This is a genomic window from Desulfosarcina sp., from assembly GCF_055467485.1.
This window is the reverse complement of sequence record NZ_JBUOIV010000070.1, coordinates 1-21,398: the sequence shown is the minus strand read 5'-3', so window position 1 is coordinate 21,398 and position 21,398 is coordinate 1. Positions and strand designations below refer to the sequence as shown.

The 21,398-nt window shown below is 54.9% G+C and carries 20 protein-coding genes and 1 pseudogene; 9 read left to right on the top strand and 12 right to left on the bottom strand.

Features of this window, described 5'->3' with window-relative positions; all coding sequences use genetic code 11:
• From ACZCED_RS21895 to ACZCED_RS21860, 8 genes and pseudogenes are all read right to left on the bottom strand, one after another.
• Positions 1-414 (bottom strand): annotated as a pseudogene (locus ACZCED_RS21895) (catalase/peroxidase HPI); the annotation flags it as partial.
• A 799-nt stretch (positions 415-1,213) separates the two neighbouring features.
• Positions 1,214-1,954: an SDR family oxidoreductase gene (locus tag ACZCED_RS21890; RefSeq protein WP_462967869.1), complete on the bottom strand. Its 741-nt coding sequence runs from the start codon at positions 1,952-1,954 to the stop codon at positions 1,214-1,216.
• 86 nt (positions 1,955-2,040) lie between these two features.
• Positions 2,041-2,184, bottom strand: coding sequence for a hypothetical protein (locus ACZCED_RS21885; RefSeq protein ID WP_462967870.1), 144 nt, complete (start codon positions 2,182-2,184; stop codon positions 2,041-2,043).
• Between the two features lie 219 nt (positions 2,185-2,403).
• Positions 2,404-3,354 carry a YbgA family protein gene (locus ACZCED_RS21880; protein ID WP_462967871.1) on the bottom strand — a complete coding sequence of 317 codons (951 nt, stop codon included), beginning with the start codon at positions 3,352-3,354 and terminating at the stop codon, positions 2,404-2,406.
• Positions 3,355-3,434: 80 nt separating this feature from the next.
• Positions 3,435-3,821 carry a pyridoxamine 5'-phosphate oxidase family protein gene (locus ACZCED_RS21875; RefSeq protein WP_462967872.1) on the bottom strand — a complete coding sequence of 129 codons (387 nt, stop codon included), beginning with the start codon at positions 3,819-3,821 and terminating at the stop codon, positions 3,435-3,437.
• A 138-nt stretch (positions 3,822-3,959) separates the two neighbouring features.
• A complete protein-coding gene (locus tag ACZCED_RS21870; RefSeq protein WP_464861720.1) occupies positions 3,960-5,144 on the bottom strand; it encodes a class I SAM-dependent methyltransferase in 1,185 nt (394 codons plus the stop codon).
• 267 nt (positions 5,145-5,411) lie between these two features.
• Entirely contained in the window at positions 5,412-6,314 is a 903-nt protein-coding gene (locus ACZCED_RS21865) for a LuxR C-terminal-related transcriptional regulator (RefSeq protein ID WP_464861719.1), read from the bottom strand.
• Positions 6,315-6,545: 231 nt separating this feature from the next.
• The gene (locus ACZCED_RS21860; protein ID WP_462967875.1) at positions 6,546-7,079 is read right to left on the bottom strand and encodes a cupin domain-containing protein; all 534 of its coding nucleotides are present in this window, start codon (positions 7,077-7,079) and stop codon (positions 6,546-6,548) included.
• A gap of 200 nt (positions 7,080-7,279) precedes the next feature.
• On the opposite strand from ACZCED_RS21860, the gene ACZCED_RS21855 reads away from it, so the two are divergent.
• The 4 genes from ACZCED_RS21855 to cooS all read left to right on the top strand — a co-directional run bounded on the left by ACZCED_RS21855 (position 7,280) and on the right by cooS (position 12,189).
• The gene (locus ACZCED_RS21855; protein ID WP_462967876.1) at positions 7,280-8,269 is read left to right on the top strand and encodes a sulfite exporter TauE/SafE family protein; all 990 of its coding nucleotides are present in this window, start codon (positions 7,280-7,282) and stop codon (positions 8,267-8,269) included.
• Between the two features lie 167 nt (positions 8,270-8,436).
• On the top strand, positions 8,437-9,666 hold the full coding sequence (locus ACZCED_RS21850; protein WP_464861718.1) for an NAD(P)/FAD-dependent oxidoreductase: 1,230 nt from the start codon (positions 8,437-8,439) through the stop codon (positions 9,664-9,666).
• A gap of 18 nt (positions 9,667-9,684) precedes the next feature.
• Positions 9,685-10,284, top strand: coding sequence for a 4Fe-4S dicluster domain-containing protein (locus ACZCED_RS21845; RefSeq protein ID WP_462967878.1), 600 nt, complete (start codon positions 9,685-9,687; stop codon positions 10,282-10,284).
• Positions 10,285-10,305: 21 nt separating this feature from the next.
• Entirely contained in the window at positions 10,306-12,189 is a 1,884-nt protein-coding gene (gene cooS / locus ACZCED_RS21840; RefSeq protein ID WP_464861717.1) for an anaerobic carbon-monoxide dehydrogenase catalytic subunit, read from the top strand.
• Between the two features lie 225 nt (positions 12,190-12,414).
• Here cooS and ACZCED_RS21835 read toward each other — a convergent pair whose 3' ends face one another.
• The gene (locus tag ACZCED_RS21835) at positions 12,415-13,518 is read right to left on the bottom strand and encodes an NAD(P)-binding domain-containing protein (RefSeq protein ID WP_462967880.1); all 1,104 of its coding nucleotides are present in this window, start codon (positions 13,516-13,518) and stop codon (positions 12,415-12,417) included.
• A gap of 211 nt (positions 13,519-13,729) precedes the next feature.
• Positions 13,730-14,191 (bottom strand): DUF5658 family protein, encoded by a 462-nt coding sequence (locus ACZCED_RS21830; protein WP_462967881.1) that lies wholly within the window; start codon positions 14,189-14,191, stop codon positions 13,730-13,732.
• Between the two features lie 617 nt (positions 14,192-14,808).
• Between ACZCED_RS21830 and ACZCED_RS21825 the strand changes: the two genes are divergently transcribed.
• From ACZCED_RS21825 to ACZCED_RS21815, 3 genes are all read left to right on the top strand, one after another.
• Positions 14,809-15,963 carry an FAD-dependent oxidoreductase gene (locus ACZCED_RS21825; protein ID WP_464861716.1) on the top strand — a complete coding sequence of 385 codons (1,155 nt, stop codon included), beginning with the start codon at positions 14,809-14,811 and terminating at the stop codon, positions 15,961-15,963.
• A gap of 11 nt (positions 15,964-15,974) precedes the next feature.
• On the top strand, positions 15,975-16,679 hold the full coding sequence (locus ACZCED_RS21820) for a succinate dehydrogenase/fumarate reductase iron-sulfur subunit (protein ID WP_464861715.1): 705 nt from the start codon (positions 15,975-15,977) through the stop codon (positions 16,677-16,679).
• 275 nt (positions 16,680-16,954) lie between these two features.
• Positions 16,955-17,626, top strand: coding sequence for an ankyrin repeat domain-containing protein (locus ACZCED_RS21815; protein ID WP_464861714.1), 672 nt, complete (start codon positions 16,955-16,957; stop codon positions 17,624-17,626).
• A 414-nt stretch (positions 17,627-18,040) separates the two neighbouring features.
• On the opposite strand, the gene ACZCED_RS21810 is transcribed toward ACZCED_RS21815, so the two are convergent.
• Positions 18,041-18,433, bottom strand: coding sequence for a prepilin-type N-terminal cleavage/methylation domain-containing protein (locus ACZCED_RS21810; protein ID WP_464861713.1), 393 nt, complete (start codon positions 18,431-18,433; stop codon positions 18,041-18,043).
• Between the two features lie 356 nt (positions 18,434-18,789).
• Positions 18,790-19,545, bottom strand: a complete 756-nt coding sequence (locus tag ACZCED_RS21805; protein ID WP_464861712.1) for a DUF1266 domain-containing protein — start codon at positions 19,543-19,545, stop codon at positions 18,790-18,792.
• A gap of 583 nt (positions 19,546-20,128) precedes the next feature.
• Between ACZCED_RS21805 and ACZCED_RS21800 the strand changes: the two genes are divergently transcribed.
• Both ACZCED_RS21800 and ACZCED_RS21795 read left to right on the top strand, forming a co-directional pair.
• Positions 20,129-20,755, top strand: a complete 627-nt coding sequence (locus ACZCED_RS21800) for a type IV toxin-antitoxin system AbiEi family antitoxin domain-containing protein (protein ID WP_464861711.1) — start codon at positions 20,129-20,131, stop codon at positions 20,753-20,755.
• Positions 20,755-21,398 (top strand): nucleotidyl transferase AbiEii/AbiGii toxin family protein (locus ACZCED_RS21795; RefSeq protein WP_464861710.1); only part of this gene is annotated, 644 nt, incomplete at its 3' end. The genes ACZCED_RS21800 and ACZCED_RS21795, both read left to right, overlap by 1 nt.

The window sequence follows — 21,398 nt, the reverse complement described above, 5'->3', positions numbered from 1 at the left end:
CCAGAGCAGCCGGCGCGCTTTGTCCAGGTTGACGTTGTCGGGCCAGCTGTTCAGCGGCGCAAAGCGCTGGTTACCGGACCCTCCGCCCCCACGGCCGTCGCCCATGCGGTAGGTACCCGCGCTGTGCCACGCCATGCGGATGAAGAGCCCTCCATAGTGACCCCAATCGGCCGGCCACCAGTCCTGCGAGTCGGTCATCAGCGCATAGAGGTCTTTCTTGACCGCCTCCAGGTCGAGTTTCTTGAATTCCTCGGCGTAGTTGAACGTCCCGCCCATGGGATTGCTCAGATGCGAGTGCTGATGAAGGATCTTGAGGTTCAACTGGTTCGGCCACCAGTCCTGGTTCGACGTGCCACCGCCGGCAATCGGTTTTTTGGTCGCGCCCGTTACTGGACACTTGCTTTTGTCATTCATAACCGTTCCTCCTGTTTCGCGGGGTTTATGGATAATGTCCGGGATAGATGGTCCATGTTGTTTCCTGACGACATACATCATGGGGTCCGGTAGCGGCACATTCGTATGAATTCACCGTTACCGGGTGCTTTACAATCGCGGAGGCGCTTCAGCAGGATTAGAAAGAAGGAGTCGATGTTGATCGAGGCAGTCTCAGCCCGTTGACGGGCTTCCCATTAATCAGCATGCCGATTCTTTCTACCAAATCCGCGTTGCCTCCTCAAGCCATATCTGTCGGCATCACTCAGAAGTTTGTATATCTGAAGATAAATGTTATCGTTTAACCAATACGAATCCATCTTTCCGCATCATTACGGCCGCTCCGAAAAGTAAAAAACTGATCATGGACCCAAACACGATTTATTTGGATTAGCGCTTCTAGATCCATAACTTGCAGTCATGCAAGGGAGCGTGGGTTGCCTGGGCATTCCTTTTTGGATATGACGGACCGACAAGGGATCGCCCGCAGGGCCAGACGCAGGCCCCGTTGATGATTTTAGGAATCAAAACTAAATGATAATAATTATCCAATAGATTATTTTCAATATAAGGTCAACTGCAAATTTTCAACTGAGGAAATCCGGTTGGCATGTTTTTGGCGTTTTTGATGATGGCGTCTGCATGCCCCACCGACCGATCGATAACTGGTGTTGATCAACTGCGGCAGCGAAGTCATTTTTCGCGGTTGGTCGAAGCGAAACAGGAATCGCGCATCGGGGCCGCGGGAAGGGTTCAACTGTCCTGCAGTGAGGTGCTGCCGTTACCAGGGTATCTCTTCGTCAAAGTGGAAAAACCTGCCTGTGGGGCCATCCGGGCCGAGGATCGCCAGGCGAACGGCGGTTTTTGCGCCGTCCTCCACTTCCATGGGTGCCCGCTGGGAGCCCAAGTCCGTTTTAACCCAGCCGGGGTGCGCGGCGTTGACTTTGACGGGTGTCTGGGTCAGCGATGCAGCCAGGTGGACGGTAAATTGGTTCAGCGCCGTTTTGGAGGCATCATAGGCCAGGGGCTTGATCTGGGTGGCTTGGGACGATTCATCGCTGTGCAGGGTCAGTGACCCCAAAATGCTGGAGACATTGACGATGCGCCCGGCCGGACTTTTTTTGATCAGCGGCAGGAGTGCCTGGGTCAGGGCCACCTGGCCAAAAAAATTGACCTCGAAGGTTTCCCGCAAGGCCTGAAGGGAGACCCTCTCAGCGCTGTTGGCAAACATCGGTTCGTCCGGGTGAATCATGCCGGCATTGTTCACCAGGATATCCAAGCGTCCAAAGCGGGCTTCAACGAGGGACACCACTTGGGCGATGTGGTCGGCCCGGGTCACATCCAGCTGAACCGGTTCGACCGTCAGGCCCTCGATCTTCAATCCCTCTGCAGCCAGTCTTCCCTTCTTTATGTCCCTTGCTCCCATCAGGACGGTCATCTGCCGCCGGGCCAACTGACGGCAGGTTTCCAATCCGAGGCCCTTGTTGGCGCCGGTTACCAATGCGATTGCCTGTTCGGTCATCATGTGCCTCCCTTCACCAATCCATAAAAAAGGCAGAGCCTCGATGAGGCTCTGCCCGGTTTGTCCGCCATATCTGTGGTGCGTCTTTATCCGGCGACGTCAATTCCCGGATCGCACCCCAGATGCTTATCCGGCTTTTCACATTCGAAATTGTTCTTGCGGGTGTCTACATGTCCGCGTTCTCTCTCTTTTTCACTTTCGATGTAGTTTTCTTCTCTTTTGTCAGCCATGCTTCACCTCTCTTATCATAAAGTGATTGCGCTCGTATCTATCGCCTGTTTATTCGAAACTCTGCCTTTGCTGCTCTGATTGTCAATTTAATACAGGCTGTCAATAAGGCAATGTGAATCGTATCAGAGCTAATTAGGGGTTAAAAACTACCATAATGTGTTGGCAGGGCGGCAGAAGTAATTGAATCGCGCAGGCATTGGTGGCGTTTCCGGAAGCCATCAAACGTGATTGCGCAACTGGAGATCCAGCGGGTGGGGATTCAGGTAAGTCTGCACGGAAAGATAGGGTTGACTGTACTTGCGCACGAAATGGTTCAACAAGGTGACGGGAACGATCAGCGGCAGGTGGCCGCTGCGATAATTTCCGATCAATTCCAGGACCTCCTGCTTTTCGTCGCCGGAAAGCTGGTTTTTGAAATAGCCCATAACGTGCATGAGCACGTTGGTGTGTTTGCTGACCGTTGCCCTAAGACTCAGTGCCTCAGTCAACAGGCCTTCGTAACGGTCGTAGAGGTCGGACGGTTTCAGCTGCTTGCCACCGGCCACCAGTCGTCCCATCTCACGGTAGTGCTTCGGGCTGTGGGCCATCAATAGAAGCTTCTCGCGGGTGTGAAAGTCAACCAGGTTGCCCATGGTCTTCGTTTTCACCAACGCCTCACGCCATCGTCTCAGGGCGAAGACCCGCTCGATGAAGTTCTCCCTCAAGACCGGGTCATGGAGTCGGCCCTCCTCCTCCACCGGAATGCGTGGAAAACGGGCGGTGAATGCGGCGGCAAACAATCCCCTGCCGGTCCTTACGGGCTGCCCTTTGTCGCTATAGACCTTTACGCGGAAAAGGCCGCTGCTGGGCGAGTCCTTTTTGAAAATAAATCCGCACAGATTTTCCTTTTCCAGGGTGTCCAGGCGGTCCGCCGCCCAGGATCGCATCCGATCGGTGTGATCGATGCCGGTTTTGTTGGTCACCAGACGCGGCGCGTCAACCGCACCTACCAAACGCATGGCTTCCCTGGGGATTCCCAGGCCACACTCGCTTTCCGGACAAACGGACACAAATTCGAAGAACTGCCCCAGAGTCTGGGTGATGTAGCGGTTGTGTTTATGCCCGCCGTCGAAGCGAACTTTTTCTCCCAACAAGCAGGAACTGACGCCGATCTTTATCGAAGTTGTCATTTTCGTCTCGTGCATAATTGTTCAGTATGCGTTGATTGATCATGGCACCTGTCAAAGGAACGAAACATACCGATGCCGACTTATTCGGGGGACTCGCCGGCACCGATCAGCGGCAGTTCCTTGTCGGTCCTGAAGAGTACCAGATACCTCACCGTTTCAGGATCATCATAGATTTTGCATCGCCGACAAAGCTCTTTGACGAGAGGCGTACCGCTCTCCTCATGTGTTTTGGTCAGGTGAAGGCGAATGCCTTTATAGCCGGGGCCTTCTTCTCTGAACAGGTAGGCGGCGCGGGGGTTGGACTGAAGATTGCTATGAGACAGGCGGTCTCGCATAATAAGTGCCAGCGCACCATCGTCCATCACATGGGGTCGCGCATACACGGCCGCATTGACCCGGCCGTCACCATCAGCAGTCGACAGGACGCCCATTCCCTTGGTCTCTTCAAAATAGGTTTTGAGATTCATTAGTTACTCCTGACAGCGATAGGGTATTGATCGACCTGGTATCAGTTGAGGCTATGGGTGTGCCAGGCCATATGGAAAAATGAATGAACGACGCGGATCCTCTGCCGGGGCCGACTGGCTGAATGCATACGCTCTCGGTCAAGGCGCTGATGCTTGACCCCACACCGCGTATACCGGATCCGACAAAGCCAGCTCACCGGCATATTTGTCGTTTCGCGGGCGTGGCAGCCCACGCATGGAATAGGTGCCCAGGTTCTTGAATGAATTGCTCCTCAGAAAATATTCCATGACCAGCCCCACCCGCTCAAACTCATGGATCTGCTCCCATATGCGAACGACCTTGGATGGAAACCACCGGTTGGAGAAGGTGACCACAAAGGTTCCGCCGGGCTTCAGTACACGGCCCACCTCGGCGAACACGTCCAGCGGTCGAGTCAAGTATTCCACAGAAACATTGCAGATGGCAACATCGAAAGATTTATTTTCGTAAGGCAGCACAGGGGCGGCATTCAGGTCGTGAACCTGGATATCGGTCAAGTGCGGGTTTTGCTCCAGTTCGGTGCGGTTCATGCCTAAGCCGCTAAGCCGGTCGGGGCATACCCCCTCGGGCAGATGAGAAACCCAGCTGCTCATGAGGTCCAGTACATGCGCACCATCCTTGACGAAGCGTTTATACACGTCTGCCACCATGTCCCGTGCGGTTTCGTCGAGATGATGCACCAAGCGGGGGCTGTCGTAAAAGCGGTCATCGGTCCGCTCGTCCCGTCGAACAAAGGGGTTGTCGCTGAAAAAGTCCGTCGGTTTGCCCTGCCAGCGAGCCTGCATGCCCGGGCCTTCGGTGAGCAGGCCAATCCAGTCCACGCTGCTGCCGCCACGTTCACTCTCCTTGGCTGAAACCTGACCCACCGTCATGGAAAGCTCCAGCGGATGAAGTGACAAGGGGTGGGCGACATCCACCTCCATGTGGCCATTGTTGACCCCCACACAGCGGATCGGCTGCATGTTCTGGGGAAATACGCCGGGTAGGTCGCTCAAGCAGCCCTTGGGATAAAAACGACCCGCTTTGGGATTATTGGAAAATTGCCTGCGGTCAATTTTCAGATGACCGCCGTCGCTCCCGAACAGCTCTCCCGGTGAAAAGCCGACGGCAGCATGTTCCCAGGACCGTTTGCCGATCAACGACCGCTTGATGGTGTCCGGAAGCCAGTCCCGCCAGAGATTGACGCCCCGCGCGGCATAGCACTCGCTGTGGGCGGCGTGTTGGCTGTTCCACTTGAGCTGGAAAACGACATCTGCCACGCTATCCATATCGATTACGTTCATGTTCCCTCCACGAAGGTTTAGATTTTTTCCTGTGTTCGAGCTCAGAAATTAAACATAAACCCGCCTGGACACCATGTGAATCGGTTAGCAGGTGAGTGAGGGGCAATACCTGCCAATAGGTCGCTGGTTGGTCGATTGCGGTCGGTCGGTTCCCGGAGACGACGGCGCAGGGGTTAAAATCTCTGCTCCGGGTCTGTCTTTCCGCGTTCAGGGATTCAGCGCGAGGGCCCGGATCTTCAGCATCTCGCCGGAAATGCCGGCACGATTTCAGGAAATGGAAATCAGGTAACTTCTCAGGTTGGTCTGGCTGTTGCTCAATCCGAATTTCCGGCGCAGATTTTTTCGATGAAAATGAACAGTGGTTTCAGACACGTTCAAAATGCCGGCGATCTCCTTGCTGGCTTTGCCGTCCTTGACCAAAGATGCCACCTGGATCTCCTGGGGGGTGAGGATGATGCTGGCGTTGGCCAGCTTCTGCATCATCGGTGAGATGATATCGTTCAGGTGAGAGTCGATGATATCGACCACCGTCTTGTCTTTGGGTTTCAGGTTGACCCGTTTCAATTTTTCCAGGTAGGGCAGCACCATCTCCTTGACATTGGTGATCACCTTCTGCTCCAGGTCGGCCTTGTCCTCTTCGCGCTGCTTGAGCAGTACTTTTAAGGCGATGTTGGATTCCTCCAACTCGACCGTCTGCTTCTTCAGCTGGGCCTCACTGTTGCGCAGGGCCTCCTCGGTCAGCTTCAGGGCCGTGATCTCCTCGTGGCTGACGACCACCCGCAGCGGGCCGTCCCCGGACATCCGGATGGCGCGCATGTAATACCAGTGCGGACCGTCGGCGCTGTGGCAGGGGTAATCGTGCATAAACTCGTCCACCCCGCCGCCGATTACTTCGCGGATGCCGCCCGCCACCGTCCGGGCATCGGCGCTGTCTTCTCCATCGCTTGCATCGCAGATGGCAAGATAGTTGTCTCCGATGGCGTCGTAGTCTTCCGGCATGCCTCCCTTGACCGCAAAGTCCCGCCAGGCGCGGTTGGTATCCAGGATCACGCCGTCTTTATTTATGATGGCAATGTGAGCCGATAGGGAATCCAGCACCGTTCGGGCTTCCTCGCTGGAATAGCACAAAGGCGCTGACACGGTTTCTGGCTGGTTGTCCGGCTTGTTCATGATTTTCACCCCAGTCGTCAGGAACAGGAATGGTTTTCATTAGTTAACGACAAATTACCATATGAAAAGGGATATAACAAGACGACATTCAAACGGGCGTCGCCATCGGTAAATACGCCCGATGATCTCTCCTTTTTGTCTATCCATTAGAAACGCTGATAAGGCAATGCGGGAGAAGTGTGTGACCTTTGATAGGCAATGACTGCCACTTGCAATACGGTTTCGCCATGATCACCGCCACAATTGCACCAGCGGCCCATCGACCCCCCGTATCGGGTCAGCCATCGGCACCGGCACGCGACGGATATTTTCATCGGTGCGGGGGCGCTCTCCAGGCCGGCCGTTGTTCATGTCCCACCGCTGTCCTTCAGGATAGGCCCCTACCACCATGAAATCATTGCTTGCGCCCATATTCTTGTGGGCCACACCGGCCGGAATAACGATGATATCTCCTGCCGATGCATCGAGAACGGGACCGGATGCTCCGCCAAACTGAACCCGTGCGCGCCCCCTGCAAATGCCCAGCACCTCGTGGGCAGTGCTGTGGTAATGGTGGAACCCGTAAATGCCATTGCGCCAGGCACCTGGCCATCCATTGGCTCCAAAGCTAGCCTCGATGGTCCCCGCCGGATCGGGTCCGTCCGGGTCGATGGCCGCCGGATATACCAGCAGCGGAAAACGGTTGTTGGGAAAGGTGCCGTCATCTTCCAGATAGACCGTGCGGGGTTTCCATTCGGAACTTGCCGTGACTGTGGAGTCGACCATGTCAGCTTTCTCCGGTCCTTAAGGGGTATGCGTGCTCGCCGTTATGTGCCGGGCATGGTGTCCGGAACCACGACATTAATGACCTGTGCCCGATCGATCACCCCGCTGTTTCGAACAAAATGTAAACAGGGCCTTTTTGAAAGCTGACGGTTCGATCGGACGGAATGACAATCTGAAAATTTTAACTAACCGATTACCAAATGTATGTTGATTGTGGTCAAGAAATCAATCACATTGTCTATCAGGGCATGGCGGGAGCAAGTGGTCTTTTTCAGTGTCATGAGGGTATTGAAATGTTGTTTCCAGTATCAGAGGTAATGGTCAATCCGTTGGTTCCATTCGCCGTGGCTTTTCTGGTTTCCTTTTTCACATCAATGGGAGGCGTCTCAGGTGCTTTTTTGCTGCTTCCCTTTCAGATGAGTATCCTCGGATACACCGCTCCTTCCGTAAGCGCCACCAACCATGTTTTCAACATCGTTGCCATCCCCAGCGGGGTTTATCGATACATCAGGGAAGGCAGGATGCTGTGGCCGCTGACATCCGCAGTGATCATCGGCACCCTTCCGGGGGTATTCATCGGTGCGTGGGTGCGTATCGTCTATCTTCCTGATTCCAATAAATTCAAGCTGTTTGTGGGAATGGTGCTGTTGTATATCGGATGGCGCTTGCTGCGCGACGTGGTGATCGATCGGACTCTTCCGCAGTCACCGTCCCAGTCGGATAAACCCGGCCAGATGCACATTGTTCGAGTAACGACAACGTCGATCACTCAGGTCTGTTTTGACTATAACGGGCTAAGTTATTCGTTCTCACCGGTGGTCGTTTACGGCATTTGCTTTCTGGTGGGAATCATCGGCGGGGTATACGGTATCGGCGGCGGCTCGATTGTTGCGCCTTTTTTCGTAACGATTGTCGGCCTGCCGGTTTTCACGATTGCCGGTGCGGCATTGATGGGAACATTCGTGACATCGGTCGCTGGTGTGGCATTTTACCATCTGCTGTCTGTCTTCTATCCGCACATGTCGGTAGGGCCGGATTGGTTGCTTGGCCTGCTTTTTGGTGCCGGTGGGATGTTGGGGATGTATCTTGGCGCACGTGCCCAAAAATGGGTCTCCGGGCGTCTGATCAAAGGAATCTTGACCTTCTGCGTCCTCTTTGTTGCGCTTAAGTATATCGTTGGCTTTTTTTGACCTGCGCAATTCATCCCGCTCATATTGACGCCATTTCTCCCTTGACGATGGCGCCTCCATACCGATAGTATTTTTCGGAAGCGTTCCTTTCTGATATCCACCGGGGCAAACCAAGCTGCTGCCATTTTCCGGGGCCCGTTCACGCAGCGCCGGCCGGGAGGCGTCCAATGAAACACGTGATTATCGGTAACGGTATCGCCGGCGTATGTGCGGCCGAGGCCATCCGTTCGATGGATGCGACGGCCGACATCACCCTGATCGGCGACGAAACCTTCCCACCCTACAGCCGCCCCATGATCAGCCATGTGCTGGACGGTTCTCAGCCGCATGGCAAACTCCCCATCCGTTCCGAGCATTTCTACAACGAGCAGAAGATCACCCCCTTGCTCGGCCGTCGGGCCGGTGGCATCGATGTGGCCAACCGGCAGGTTCTGCTGGCCGACGATACCCGCATCGACTTCGACCGGCTGCTGATTGCCACCGGTGCCGATCCCAGGCCGCTGAAGGCCGAGGGACTGGATCTTCAAAACATATTTTACATGCGCACCCAGGAACATGCCCGGCAGCAGGTGGCCGCGTTGGGCCGTTCCCGTCGGGCCGTCGTCCTCGGCGGCGGCCTGGTGGGCTTCAAAGCCGCCTACGGCCTGCTCAAGCGGGGTCTTGGCGTGACCATGCTGATCACCTCGGGGTATCCCTTGTCCATGCAGGTGGACCAGACCGCCGGGCGCATGATCCTGGACGAGCTGATCCGCCACGGCCTGACGGTAGAGGTCGGCGTCAGCGTTCGTGCATTCGAGGGCAACGGGTCGGTCCAGGCAGCCGTCACCGAGGACGGCACCCGTCTGCCCTGCGATATGGTGATCATCGGCAAGGGGGTGCTGCCGTGCCGGGCGTTGATTCCCAAAGGTCAGATTGAGGTGGATCTGGGCGTGGTGGTGGACGAACACCTGCAGACCCGTGCGCCGGGCATCTACGCCGCCGGTGATGTGGCAGAGATGGTGGACATCGCCAGGGGGTGCCGGTGGGTTAACGCCCTTTGGCCGGAAGCCGCCTGCCAGGGCCGCGTGGCCGGTCTGAACATGGCCGGCCGGCCGGTGGCCTATCCGGGCAGCCTCAGCCGCAATGTCATGCGTGTCTTCGACCTGGATGTACTCACCGTGGGCGACGCCAATGCGAGTGAAGATGAGGGTTGCCGCGTCCTTCAGTCCGGCGGTGCGGCGAAGGGGTACTACCGGCGCCTTGTGCTCAAAGACGACGTCCTGGTGGGTGCGGTGATGATCAACCGCATCGAACAGGGGGGCGTGCTAAGGTCCCTTATAGAAAACCGCATCCCCATCCGCCTGCCGCCCGAAATCCTCATGAGAACTGGGTTCAATTTCGGTCGACTATTGCATTGAACATATCAAGGAGGGACTATGAAACAAGTCGTTGTCCACCCGGAACGATGCGTAGGCTGCATGCAGTGCATGCTGGCCTGCGCCACGGCGCACTCGCGCAGCCTGACGCTGTTCGCCGCGGTGCAGGAGACCCCACAGCCCAAACCGAGGATCCACGTGGGGGCCGGCCGCTTCAACGAGGGTTTTCCCAACCGCTGCCGGCACTGCGATCCGGCACCCTGCCAGATGGCCTGCCTGGCCGGCGCCATCTACCGGCGCGACAGCGCGGGCACCGTGATGATCAATCCGGACCGCTGTATCAACTGCGCCTCCTGTGCCATGGCCTGCCCATACGGGGTTATTCGTTTTCACGAGGACCCGCTGGGTCCGGCCGGGCACGCCATCGCTGTGAAATGCGACAACTGCAGCGCCCGGGCGGCCAAGGGCCAGATCCCCGCCTGCGTGGAGATCTGCAAGGCCGGCGCCCTGACCTACGAGGAGATGGATGAAGCCATGCGCCGCAAAACCCGGGAAGTGTCCCGCAGCATGTCGACGGATGCGGACCAACCGGCCATCCCGGCCGGCGTGGCCCTGTTGAAGTCCATCAAACAATCTGAATTGCAGCTCAGCGGCAGCTGAAGCCACATCAAGGAGGACGCTATGTTTGATCCCAGAGAGCGTGTGTCGGTTACCCAGGATGGCGATCGGCTTTTCGCCAAAGCACAGCAGGACGGTGTCGAAACCGTGTGGGATCGCCACGAGGCCCAGCAGCCCCAATGCGGTTTCTGCGACATGGGGCTTTCCTGCCGCATCTGCATCATGGGGCCGTGCCGGGTGGATCCGTTCGGCGAGGGTCCCCAGAGCGGTGTCTGCGGTGCCGATGCCGACATTATCGTGGCCCGCAACCTGTGCCGCATGATCGCCGCCGGCGCCGCCTCCCACTCCGACCACGGCCGGGACCTGGTGGAGGTGCTGGCCGGTGTGGCCAACGGCACCGCCATCGGCTACAAGATCCGCGACGAGGCCAAGCTCAGGCGACTGGCCGAAGAGTACGGCGTCGCCTCTGACGGCAACGATCCGCTGGCCATCGCCGGTGAACTGGCCCAGGCCATGATGGAAGACTACGGCATGCGCCAGAAGGCCGTGAAAATGGTCGCCCGTGCACCCAAAAAACGCCAGGAGGTGTGGGAGAAGTTCGGCCTGACCCCGCGCGGCATCGACCGCGAGACCTCGGAGATGATGCACCGTACTCACATGGGGGTGGACAACAACTGGCAGAGCCTGCTGCTGCAGGCCATGCGCAACTCCCTGTCCGACGGCTGGGGCGGCTCCATGATCGCCACCGAAATTTCCGATATTCTCTTCGGTGTGCCCACCCCGCGGCCCACCACGGTCAACGCCGGTGTGTTGAAGGACGACCAGGTCAACATCGTGGTTCACGGACACAACCCGGTGGTGTCGGAGATGGTTTCCAAGGCCTGCCAGGACAAGGCGCTCCTCGATGTGGCCAAAGAGAAGGGAGCCAGTGGTATCAACCTGGTGGGAGTCTGCTGCACGGGCAATGAACTGCTCATGCGTCGGGGCATCGCCATGGCGGGCAACCACCTGATGACCGAACTGATTCTTTCCACCGGTGCCGTGGATATGATGATCGTGGACTACCAGTGCATCATGCCCTCGCTGGGCAAGGTGGCGGCCTGCTACCATACCCGTATGGTCAGCACCAGCGACAAGGCCAAGTTCCCCCACATGGAGCACCACGAATTCCATCCGCACAACGCCGAGAAAAAAGCCATGGAGGTGGTCCGCTCGGCGGTTGAAAACTACGTCAACCGGGGCAAGGTGCTTATCCCGGTGGCGTCCCAGGATGCCGTCGGCGGTTTCTCGGTGGAAGCCATCCTGGGCGCGCTGGGTGGCACGCCGGAGCCGCTCATCGATGCCATCAAGGCAGGCAAGATCCGCGGGGCGGTGGGCATCGTGGGCTGCAACAATCCCAAGATCAAGCACGATTACGGTCATGTGACCCTGACCCAGCGGCTCATCGAAAATGACATCCTGGTGGTGGACACAGGCTGTGTGGCCGTGGCTACCGCCAAGGCCGGCTTCAAGGTGCCGGCGGCAGCCGACATGGCCGGGCCGGGGCTCAAGTCCATTTGCAACGCGCTGGGCATCCCGCCGGTGCTGCACATGGGCAGCTGCGTGGACAATGTGCGTATCCTGGTGCTGGTGTCGGCCCTGGCCAATGCCCTGGGCGTGGATATCAGCGACCTGCCCGTGGCCGGCTCCGCGCCGGAGTGGTATTCGGAAAAGGCTGTGACCATCGGTACCTATTTCGTCGCCTCGGGCGTCACCACCCACTTAGGGCCCATGCCGCCGATCACCGGCAGCATGAACGTGATCAGCCTGCTCACCTCCGGTCTCAAGGATGTCGTCGGCGCCACCTTTGCCGTGGAGCCCGATCCCGAAAAGGCAGCCGTCTTCCTTCGCCGGACCATCGAAGGCAAGCGCAAGGCTTTAGGGCTGGATGCGCGTAGCGTGGAATAGGCAAATTCAAAATAAATGACGGCCCGCACCTGATTTCTCAGGACGCGGGCCGTCATTTATTTGGGAACCATTTGAAAAACCAACGTTGAACAGACATTGAAATACGCTAAAGGAATTGAAAAAAGGGACATCGAATATCTAAGGAACAACATCGAATCCTAAGCGAAAGCCACTGCCCCACTCAAGTGGCAGCTTCGGACAACGGTCATGCATTCCCGACGGGCATCATGTTGAAAGCCGGGCGGCAATATGGTTCACCGCCCGCACGGCATCCTTGACTGCCGTGTAGATCAGGTTCGTGTGCTTGCGTTCCTTGAAGGACCCTTCCTCTTGGATCTCGATATAGGCGGGGCTCACCGCACCGCCGATGGCGTAGATGCCTTTGATGCTGGTCTGGAAATCCGTTGAGAGGATCACCAGTTGGGCGCCTTCCTTGCCGATGCGGCAGACCCCTTCCGTGCAGGTGATCTGCTGCAGACCGATCTGGCTGAAGATGGGCGCGGGTCCCTGGGTGCCGATGCAGGCGATGACGTGCTTCATGGGAAAGCTCATGGCCTGTTTGTGGATCACGCCGCAGCCGGCATCGATCTCCTGGGTCAGGATGGTCAGCCGGTCCACCCCGTCCTCGTCGACCTCGCCGATGCGCGGCAGCGCCCCTTGCAGGATGCGGATATGCCCGCCCAGGAGGATCTCCTCACCCAGGTCGCGGGCGACGTCGGTATTGATTTCGAACTGCTCCATGCGGTTGCTCCAGTAAACCGGCGTCTCATCGTCAGCATCCCGCTTGGCCCGTGACAGAGCGGCCACGACGTCGGCCGCGGCATTGCCGCCCCCGATCACCAGGGTGGAGAAGCCGATGTGGTCCTGGACGTTGTCCAACTTGCGGGCGATGGTCTTGGCTTCACCGTATACGCCCAGATCAACCGGAATATTGCTGCCGAAGGCCAGGACGACGGCCCTGGCCCGGTACTGCGCGCTTCCCGTCACGACCACGAAGGCGTCACGTTCCTTTTTCAGGCTTTCGAAGTCTTCGTTGAAGTGAACAGCGATGCCACGCTCGGCCGCCAGGGCTTCGATGGTATCGACATAGTCTTCCACAGGCGGCTTATCGGGCGCCGGTGCCAGGGCTTCGATGGGAAACGGCCCGGTTTCGCTTTTTGGAATGGTGGCGTAGACTTTTTTCCCCTTGGGGTAGGAATCGATGATGCCCTGGAAAATGCGACTGCCTTTTTCGATGATGAAAAAGCTCAAACCGTGCTTCTGGGCCTGGAGGGCGCAGGCGATGCCCCCGGGCCCGGCGCCGACGATGCCGATGTCAACTGTTTTCATGTGCTTTTCCCTGATGAAGTCTCTTCTTTAGATGAAGTCGTTTCTTTAATGGAAGCGGGGTTCTAAGGATTAGTCAACTAAAAAATATGGGTATTGGCAACAACCTTGATGGTTGGTATGCAGCAATACAAAACTGCGGGATCGGTCATGGACCATGAAAATAGCCTCTTTTTTAATGAAGCGGACTGGCGGGGAGAAATAGCAGCCTCGATCAATGAACAGACAAGAGATAGAACTCCCAGATTACCACGCTGCCGAAAAAGGCGGCGAAAACATGCAGGAGCATCCCCGTGCCGATGCGGTAGCGGGTAATTAAGGATTCCTTGAGCAGCACGATGATGAGCACCGATAATGCGGTCAGGCCGTACTTTGCCAAAAGAAATACCTGTGGCCCATGGCTGAGGTAATAGCGCATTACCGGGTTGAGTTCGCTGGCCCCCTGGGCGATCAGGATCAAGGTGAGCATTGCATCCAGCAGACTCAGACACAGGACGACCATGATGCCGACGAACAGGGAGGGTTGGTATCTATCCAGGGCGACAATCCGCTGGCGGTCCCCGGTGCGCCTTATGGATGAGCGCATTCCTTTGAAATATAGCCTTTTGAACACAGGCAGCCCGTTCTCGCGACGATCCTGCCCGGAGCGCCTTTCCAGGCCGGGGATTCGTGTCATTGGTGACCCTTCCCGTTCTGTCCGTAGTCGATCGAATTCATTGCTTACCAAGGTGCTGTGCAGTTATCGGACCGCGCCCAAGACGATTGCCGGACCCGCTCGTTGCCTAGCCTTATCTTAGTGTTTAGCAATATTCGTGCAAATTGTAAAAATTATATATTTACATAATATTACTAAATAAAATGCCGATCCGGTGGGATGATCAGGAGAAGAAATACCCAATAGTTGAGAAAAAAAGTTCCTATTTACAGGCTTTTCCGAAGCGAAGCTTGTCCCCCTGCTGGTTGTCACAGGAAAGATTGGCCATAAAACCCATGTTCAGGGGGGCAAGGGTTGTCATCACCCCTTTTTAACTATATGTCTACCCTTTGACCGACGCATCGATGGCGATGTCGGGGCGGTCCTGCCGCAAGCCGTGAGCATCGTCGGAACAAGGCCGGCGGAAAAGAAAATATCAAATCATAGCCAGTAGCTTGTGAGTATGTACGGCCGTTTCACCCAGCTGCAGTGGGTGCGTAGACGGTTTTGGGGATGGTTGTCGTTCATGCAGCCGTGATCGGTGTCGGTAAATCGCCGGTAACTTCTCTAAACACGAATCGTTGACCGCGGGATACGCGATGGAAAAAATTGTCGTCATCGGGGGCGGGATTGGGGGCGCGATCGCCCACGATCTGGCCCTGCGGGGATTTGCGGTGGTGGTGCTGGAAAAAGGCGAGCTGTGCTGCGGGTCCACCGGCAGGCACCATGGCCTGCTGCACAGCGGCGCCCGCTATGCGCTGCACGATGTTGCCACAGCGGCTGAGTGCATAGCTGAAAACCGCATCCTGCGCACCATCGCTGCGCAAGCGGTGGAGCAAAATGACGGCTTGTTCGTGGCAGTCGACGATGCGGACATGGCCCATTACGATCAGTTTATTCTCAACTGCAACGCCGCCGGCATTCCCTGCCGGGAACTGTGCACCGGCGACGCACGAACCATGGAACCGGAATTGTCGGCCGCCATCAAGGCGGCGGTGCAGGTGCCGGACGCCACCATGGACGCCTGGCGCATGGCGATGCACTTTTTCGCCACTGCCCGGGCCAACGGTGCCGACATCCGCCCTTTTTCGGAAGTGGTGGGACTGCTGGCCCATTCAGGGACCATCGCCGGTGTGCAGGTGAGGGACCACCGGCGCCACACGACCTATGTGGAAAAAGCCGATATGGTCATCAATGCGGCCGGGCCGTGGGCCGGAAAAATTGCCGCCCTGCTCGACATCCACCTGCCCATGAAGCCATCGCCGGGTGTCATGGTCAGCATGACGCCGCGGCTCACCGCCATGGTGATCAATCGGCTTCACCCCGCCGGCGAAGGGGATATTATCGTGCCCCAGCGCAACCAGAGCATTTTAGGGACTTCCGCCTGGATCGCGGATGACCCGGATGCGGTGATGCTGCCCGCCGGCCATGTCCAACGGATGATCGACCAGTGTTCGCTGATGCTGCCGCGGCTCGCCCGACTGCAGGTGGATGCGGCCTGGAGTGCTTCCCGCCCGCTGCTGGTCAGCGATACCGAGGCGGACCCGACCCGGATCAGCCGTGCGTCGGAGGCCATCGATCATGCTGAAAGGGATGGAATGGAAGGCCTGCTGTCGGTGGTCGGCGGCAAAGCCACCACCATGCGGGCGATGGCCCAAAAGGTGGTCGATCGGGTGTGCGCCAAAACCGGTCGAAAGATTCCCTGCACGACCGGGCACACAGTCCTGCATCACTATCGACGATTGTTTCAATGAGATGCATGCTCATGCGCAGCCTTGAAATAAAGATATCAAGATTCAAGCCCGGCGTGATCGACCCGCCGGCATTTTTTACATATGAATTGACACCGGCCCCCGCGTGGACCGTTCTGGATGCCCTGGAACAGATCCGCATCCATCAGGAGCCCTCATTGATGTACCGGCGCGCCTGTCATCATGCCTCATGCGGCACATGTGCGTGTACGGTCAACGGTGTGGAACGCCTGGCATGCCGGACCAGGCTCGCTGATCTGCAGACCCCGGCCATCACCCTGGAACCGCTGCGATGTTTTCAGCGCGTCGGCGATCTGGTGACGGTGCGAAGCGCGCTGTTCCAATTCATTCAGCCTGACTGGTCCTGCCTGCAGCCCGACGATAAAAGGGGTGATCGTGACCTCCTCCTGAGCGGCCCCGACCGGACGATAACCCGATTTGAAAATTGCATCGAGTGCGGATGCTGTGTTTCCGCCTGTCCGGTGGCGCGCAGCAACAGGCATTTCCTGGGGCCCGCCGTGCTCTCGGCCGTCAGCCGGGAGATCAAAAAGAATCCGTCCACCGAAAAAGACCTGCTGACCCTCGCAGCCGCTCCGGATGGCGAACCCGCATGCCGGCGCGCCCTGGCCTGCAGCCGGGTCTGCCCCACCGGCGTCTATCCGGCAAGGCACATCTACGCGTTGCGGGATCGGCGCACCGGCACAGGAAATAAGCCTTGAACCGGCAGGCATCCACAAGGTGGCGGAACAAAACAGGGCACCCGTCTTTTCGGGGATGAGCCCCGCCAAGCCTCACCTCAACAAGGCGTCGCCAATCGTCTTCGAGGGGACTTTTCCTGCGTGTGCGGCCGGACCCCCGGCGGCCGGTGGACGTGAACGCGCTGGCCGGCGGCATCATCGTCGAAGCCGTCGTGCCGAGGAACCTCCTGCCCCGGCTCAATGCCGCAGGGTTCGATGTCGTTGAGGTCCCGCCCGGGAACCGGTAACCCTGTATAATGCCCCCATCGCCGCAAGCGACAGGAAATGCGATCGAGGTCGCGGTTCAAGGCCAACCATCAGGATGGGCGGTTGGTCTGAACGATAACAGCGGTTGGAAAATGAGTGGGACTGTGGTACACGATCGCTGGAGACGGCTGGCGATGGACATTGAATATCGAAGGCCGTTTCAGATTGACCCCGCCTGGATGATCAAGCACACGATCTCAGATAAACACAACTCAAACCGTTTAACTTTTTTTGGAGGCAACATGCGAAAAATTTATCGGTTGGCAGTGGTTTCTCTTGGATTCATTCTATGCTCATGTGGGGGGCTGGTATACAATGCTCAAATTGGAAACATCGAGCGGATGGAGCAGTCACTGGAAAGTGGCGTTTCGATCGAAACGACGAATCAAGTCGGAAGCACAGCACTGATCGCAGCTGCTTTCAGTGGTCAAACCGAAGCGGTCAAGTTTCTTTGCGAAAAGGGTGCAAATGTGAATGCCCAGAATAACAATGGCGTTACCGCACTGATTCATGCCGCATACTACAATATCTACAGCGTGGCCGAAATCCTGGTCGACTACGGCGCAGACAAAACGATCAAGGATAAATTTGGAAGAACCGCCTTAGACTACGCTGAACAATATGGATATACGCAAATGATCGCCCTGCTGAAAAAAGAGTAGGCAGACAGTCCGGGAACATTCCCTTTGCTGAGGTTGCCAGGGTGTTGAAAAATGATCGCACGCCGCCTTACCGGGTAATCTACACCAGTGCCTCACCACTACCTATTGTCGAACTTCCCGTCGTGCATTTGCCGGTCAGGGGCACACTGCTGATGGTCCGGTCAGGGTGCCGGGTCCGTTTTCACTTAACGTTGTTGGGCCATTCGTTGACGGCAGGGGACGGCTTGACAAGTTTATGGTCTGCCCCGCAGCCATTGAACCGCAGCTCGGCAACCATGTCCTGAAGCAATCGTCGGATTTCCGGTAGTTTTTCACATATGTCCTCTGATTTTTTTTTGCGGTTTCGATAATGATTTGGCCCGCCTTCGACGAATAAAAGCTGCAATACCTTACCAATTCCACCGATTTTTCAAGTTAATTGACACTAATTCTTTTTTGGTAAGTCGTGCCATCGATCCATCCATCACCATTGCCATTAACCGAGTTGCTCGCAGCATAGTCAGCTGGACAACGCCGGGACGCATCAGTCACGGTAATGGTAATCACGGTATTATCATTTGTTGATATAAGTGTGTAATTATTAATGGGGGGAATAAAAGATTGATCACCGGGGGCAATGGCATCGTGATTGGGAACTGCAAAGTAATCTGAAATCGATGTGGCTAAATTTACCGCATCATTTTCCACAGCGGAACAAAACGTCTTGTTGCGATAGGCGATAAAATTGGGGATCGCGATAGCCGCCAGGATTCCGATAATTGCAATGACGATCATCAGTTCAATAAGGGTGAATCCTTGACGATTCATTTTTTCCTCAAGTAACCGTTGGTAAATGAATATGAGGAAAGTCTTGAAGCAAAAAGAATGCCGCAAAAAGAATTAGATTAGAAAAGGTTTAACCGGCTATTAAATATAATAAAAATGTATCGCACGGTGTCGGATGACAATAAAATTGATTGCTCTGTAACCAATAATTGCCAAGTTTCAGTCGGTATATCCCAAAAATGGTAAGTGTGGATCCCGCAAAACGGCAGCTCTTTTTCATTAAACTTGTGTTTCAGCGTATATGCACTTAGCCAACGCTACACTAAACTGGTAAGGAAGGGAGGTCGGGAGATTGTATTCAATTCAAGATTTGCTCACATCGCCAAGACCAGATCATCCTACAACGCAACATCCCATCTGAGTTTTCTCCATAATCCATCATCTGAAAACAATATATTTAGGGTTTCTTGAGTTTCTTTTATGTATTCATCAGATTTGTTGACACCTGAAGCCCAAAACACTCTGCCGTATGCATAAGATGCCCCATAATCTTGCCAGGACGTGAAGCGGCCTTCAGTCAGCCTTCCAAAGTACAATAGCATATTCCAAGCCTCGGTCTCTGATAAATAACCTACTTGATAGCCCCATCGGATTAACGCAGCGGCTCTTCCCCAATCCCACGCGATAATATCGATATCCTTTTTCGATTCATTATTTTTATGTAAAAATACTAAGTACATATGATCTTCAAAAGTTGGACTTTGTCCTAAAAGCTCTTCAAAATCTTTTCCCTCATTCGCCTTGAGAAAGGAAAGGAGTTTGAGATAGGTTGCGCTAGTTCCATACTTTTCCAATCGCCTAATCGCATCTAATAGTTCGTACCGATTGGTAATGCCCCACCATTTATGGAGAATCATTTTGTATTTTTGTATGGATTCTTCTGAGATCGGTTTGACTTCTAATGTCACGTGTGAAGATTGATTCACCTCCATAATTATAGCCGGAAGGGCTAATAGCCATTGTTTTTGTTCCTCGTTCAATTCTGGTGAATTTTGGGCTGAAATTGAATGTTCTATGTTTTCAAATTGAGTATGTCCGCAGCCAATATGGATAATAGCTAAGATAGTGGTGATAAAAACCAATAAATTTCTCATAAAAAGACTTTCTCTGGTTATAGTTTAACAGATAATTCATGGAAAGTGAGCTACTACTGTAGCTCTATTAGTGTCTGTGGTTACATAAGTTTGCCCGAAGTAACTATCTAAATTAGGCATTAGCTGCTGGTGAAAGCCCGCACTGGGTGGCAAGAACACTGGGACACGTCAACACGTCCATGATCTACAAGACTTACGGTCGCTATATCCCGAACCTGACCCGGCACGATGGTAGCGCCTTCGAGCGGCAGTTTCTGGAAAACACCAATAAAAAAAGGGACACACTTAGCCACAATTTAGGACACAATGGCCAAAAATAAGTCCCTCAAAACGGCTTATGCAATTGATTTTATTGCATAAGCAAATGGTGGAGGCGGCGGGAGTCGAACCTACGTTGTACCTTACAGTCACAAGGGTTTGCAGGGATTAACCGAATGTTTACTGAATTTCGAAGTTATGAACAAATCAGAATTATCAATGGCAGAATGAAATTCTAATATCCCCCTTTTGGCATTTTCCTTGACATGGAGAATGGCCGTGATAAAAATACCAACAGAATTTTATTTGTATAGGTATTTTTATCATGACTTCACAAAACACACATATATCCGAGTCTCGATTCGCTAAGGCAATAAAAATATTTAAAAAGCATGGTGGTATCCTAAGGACATCGCAAGCACTTCAAGCTGGTATTCATCCCGGAACGCTCTATGCCATGCGGGATTCAGGGAAAATAGAAGTGATCAGTCGCGGTGTGTTTCGCCTCTCGGATATCCCACCGCTGGGAAATCCGGATCTTGTAACCGTTGCAACCCGAGTCTCACAAGGTGTTATCTGCCTGATTTCCGCCCTGGCTTTTCACGAACTGACCACCCAGATCCCCCACGAAGTTCATGTAGCGCTACAGAGAGGCGCGGAAGAACCCCGCCTGGATTATCCACCTGTAAAAACCTATCGCTTCACAGGTGAAGCTTTCACTGCAGGTAGGGACGTTCATGACCTCGATGGGATCGGTGTGCGTATATACAGTCCGGAAAAGACCCTTGCCGACTGTTTTAAATTCAGAAACAAAGTAGGCCTTGACACTGTAATAGAAGCGATTCGTTTTTACCGTGAACGGAAAAAAATCAAAATTGACGACCTTATGAGGTATGCTAGTGTCTGCCGTGTTAATAAAACCATGCGACCCTACCTTGAGGCAATCCTATAATGGCCGCGAAAGCCAAAAACGTGCCAGCTTCAGTTCATCAGCGTCTTCTTAACAAAGCCAGGGAATTATCATGTCCTTTTGATGAAATTCTTCAACGTTTTGCTATCGAAAGATTTATATATCGGCTTTCTAAAAGCCCACACGCTGACAGGTTTATCCTTAAAGGAGCCTTGATGCTTTCGGCATGGACTGGATCAATGTCTCGCACAACCATGGATATTGATCTTCTGGGAAAAATCGAGAACAACCTCGAATTAATCGCCGCGGTTGTTAAAGATGCATGTGATACGGAAGTCGATGACGATGGAATCCTTTTTCACAAAGATACTGTTACCGCCACCAGAATTACCGAAGATGCGGATTACAAGGGCGTTCGAATCTTGCTCCGTGGCAATCTCGGCAGCATACGGCTCTTTCTCCAAATAGACGTCGGCTTCGGAGACGTGGTTATCCCTGGCCCCGGGAAGGTTAAATATCCTGTACTCCTTGATTTTCCGCCTCCAGAACTCCACGGATATACCATGGAGAGCACAATAGCAGAAAAGTTTCAGGCTATGGTGAAGCTCGGTTTGCTGAACAGCCGAATGAAGGACTTTTATGATATCTGGTTTTTATCTCGCATGTTTGACTTTAGCGGAGAAAC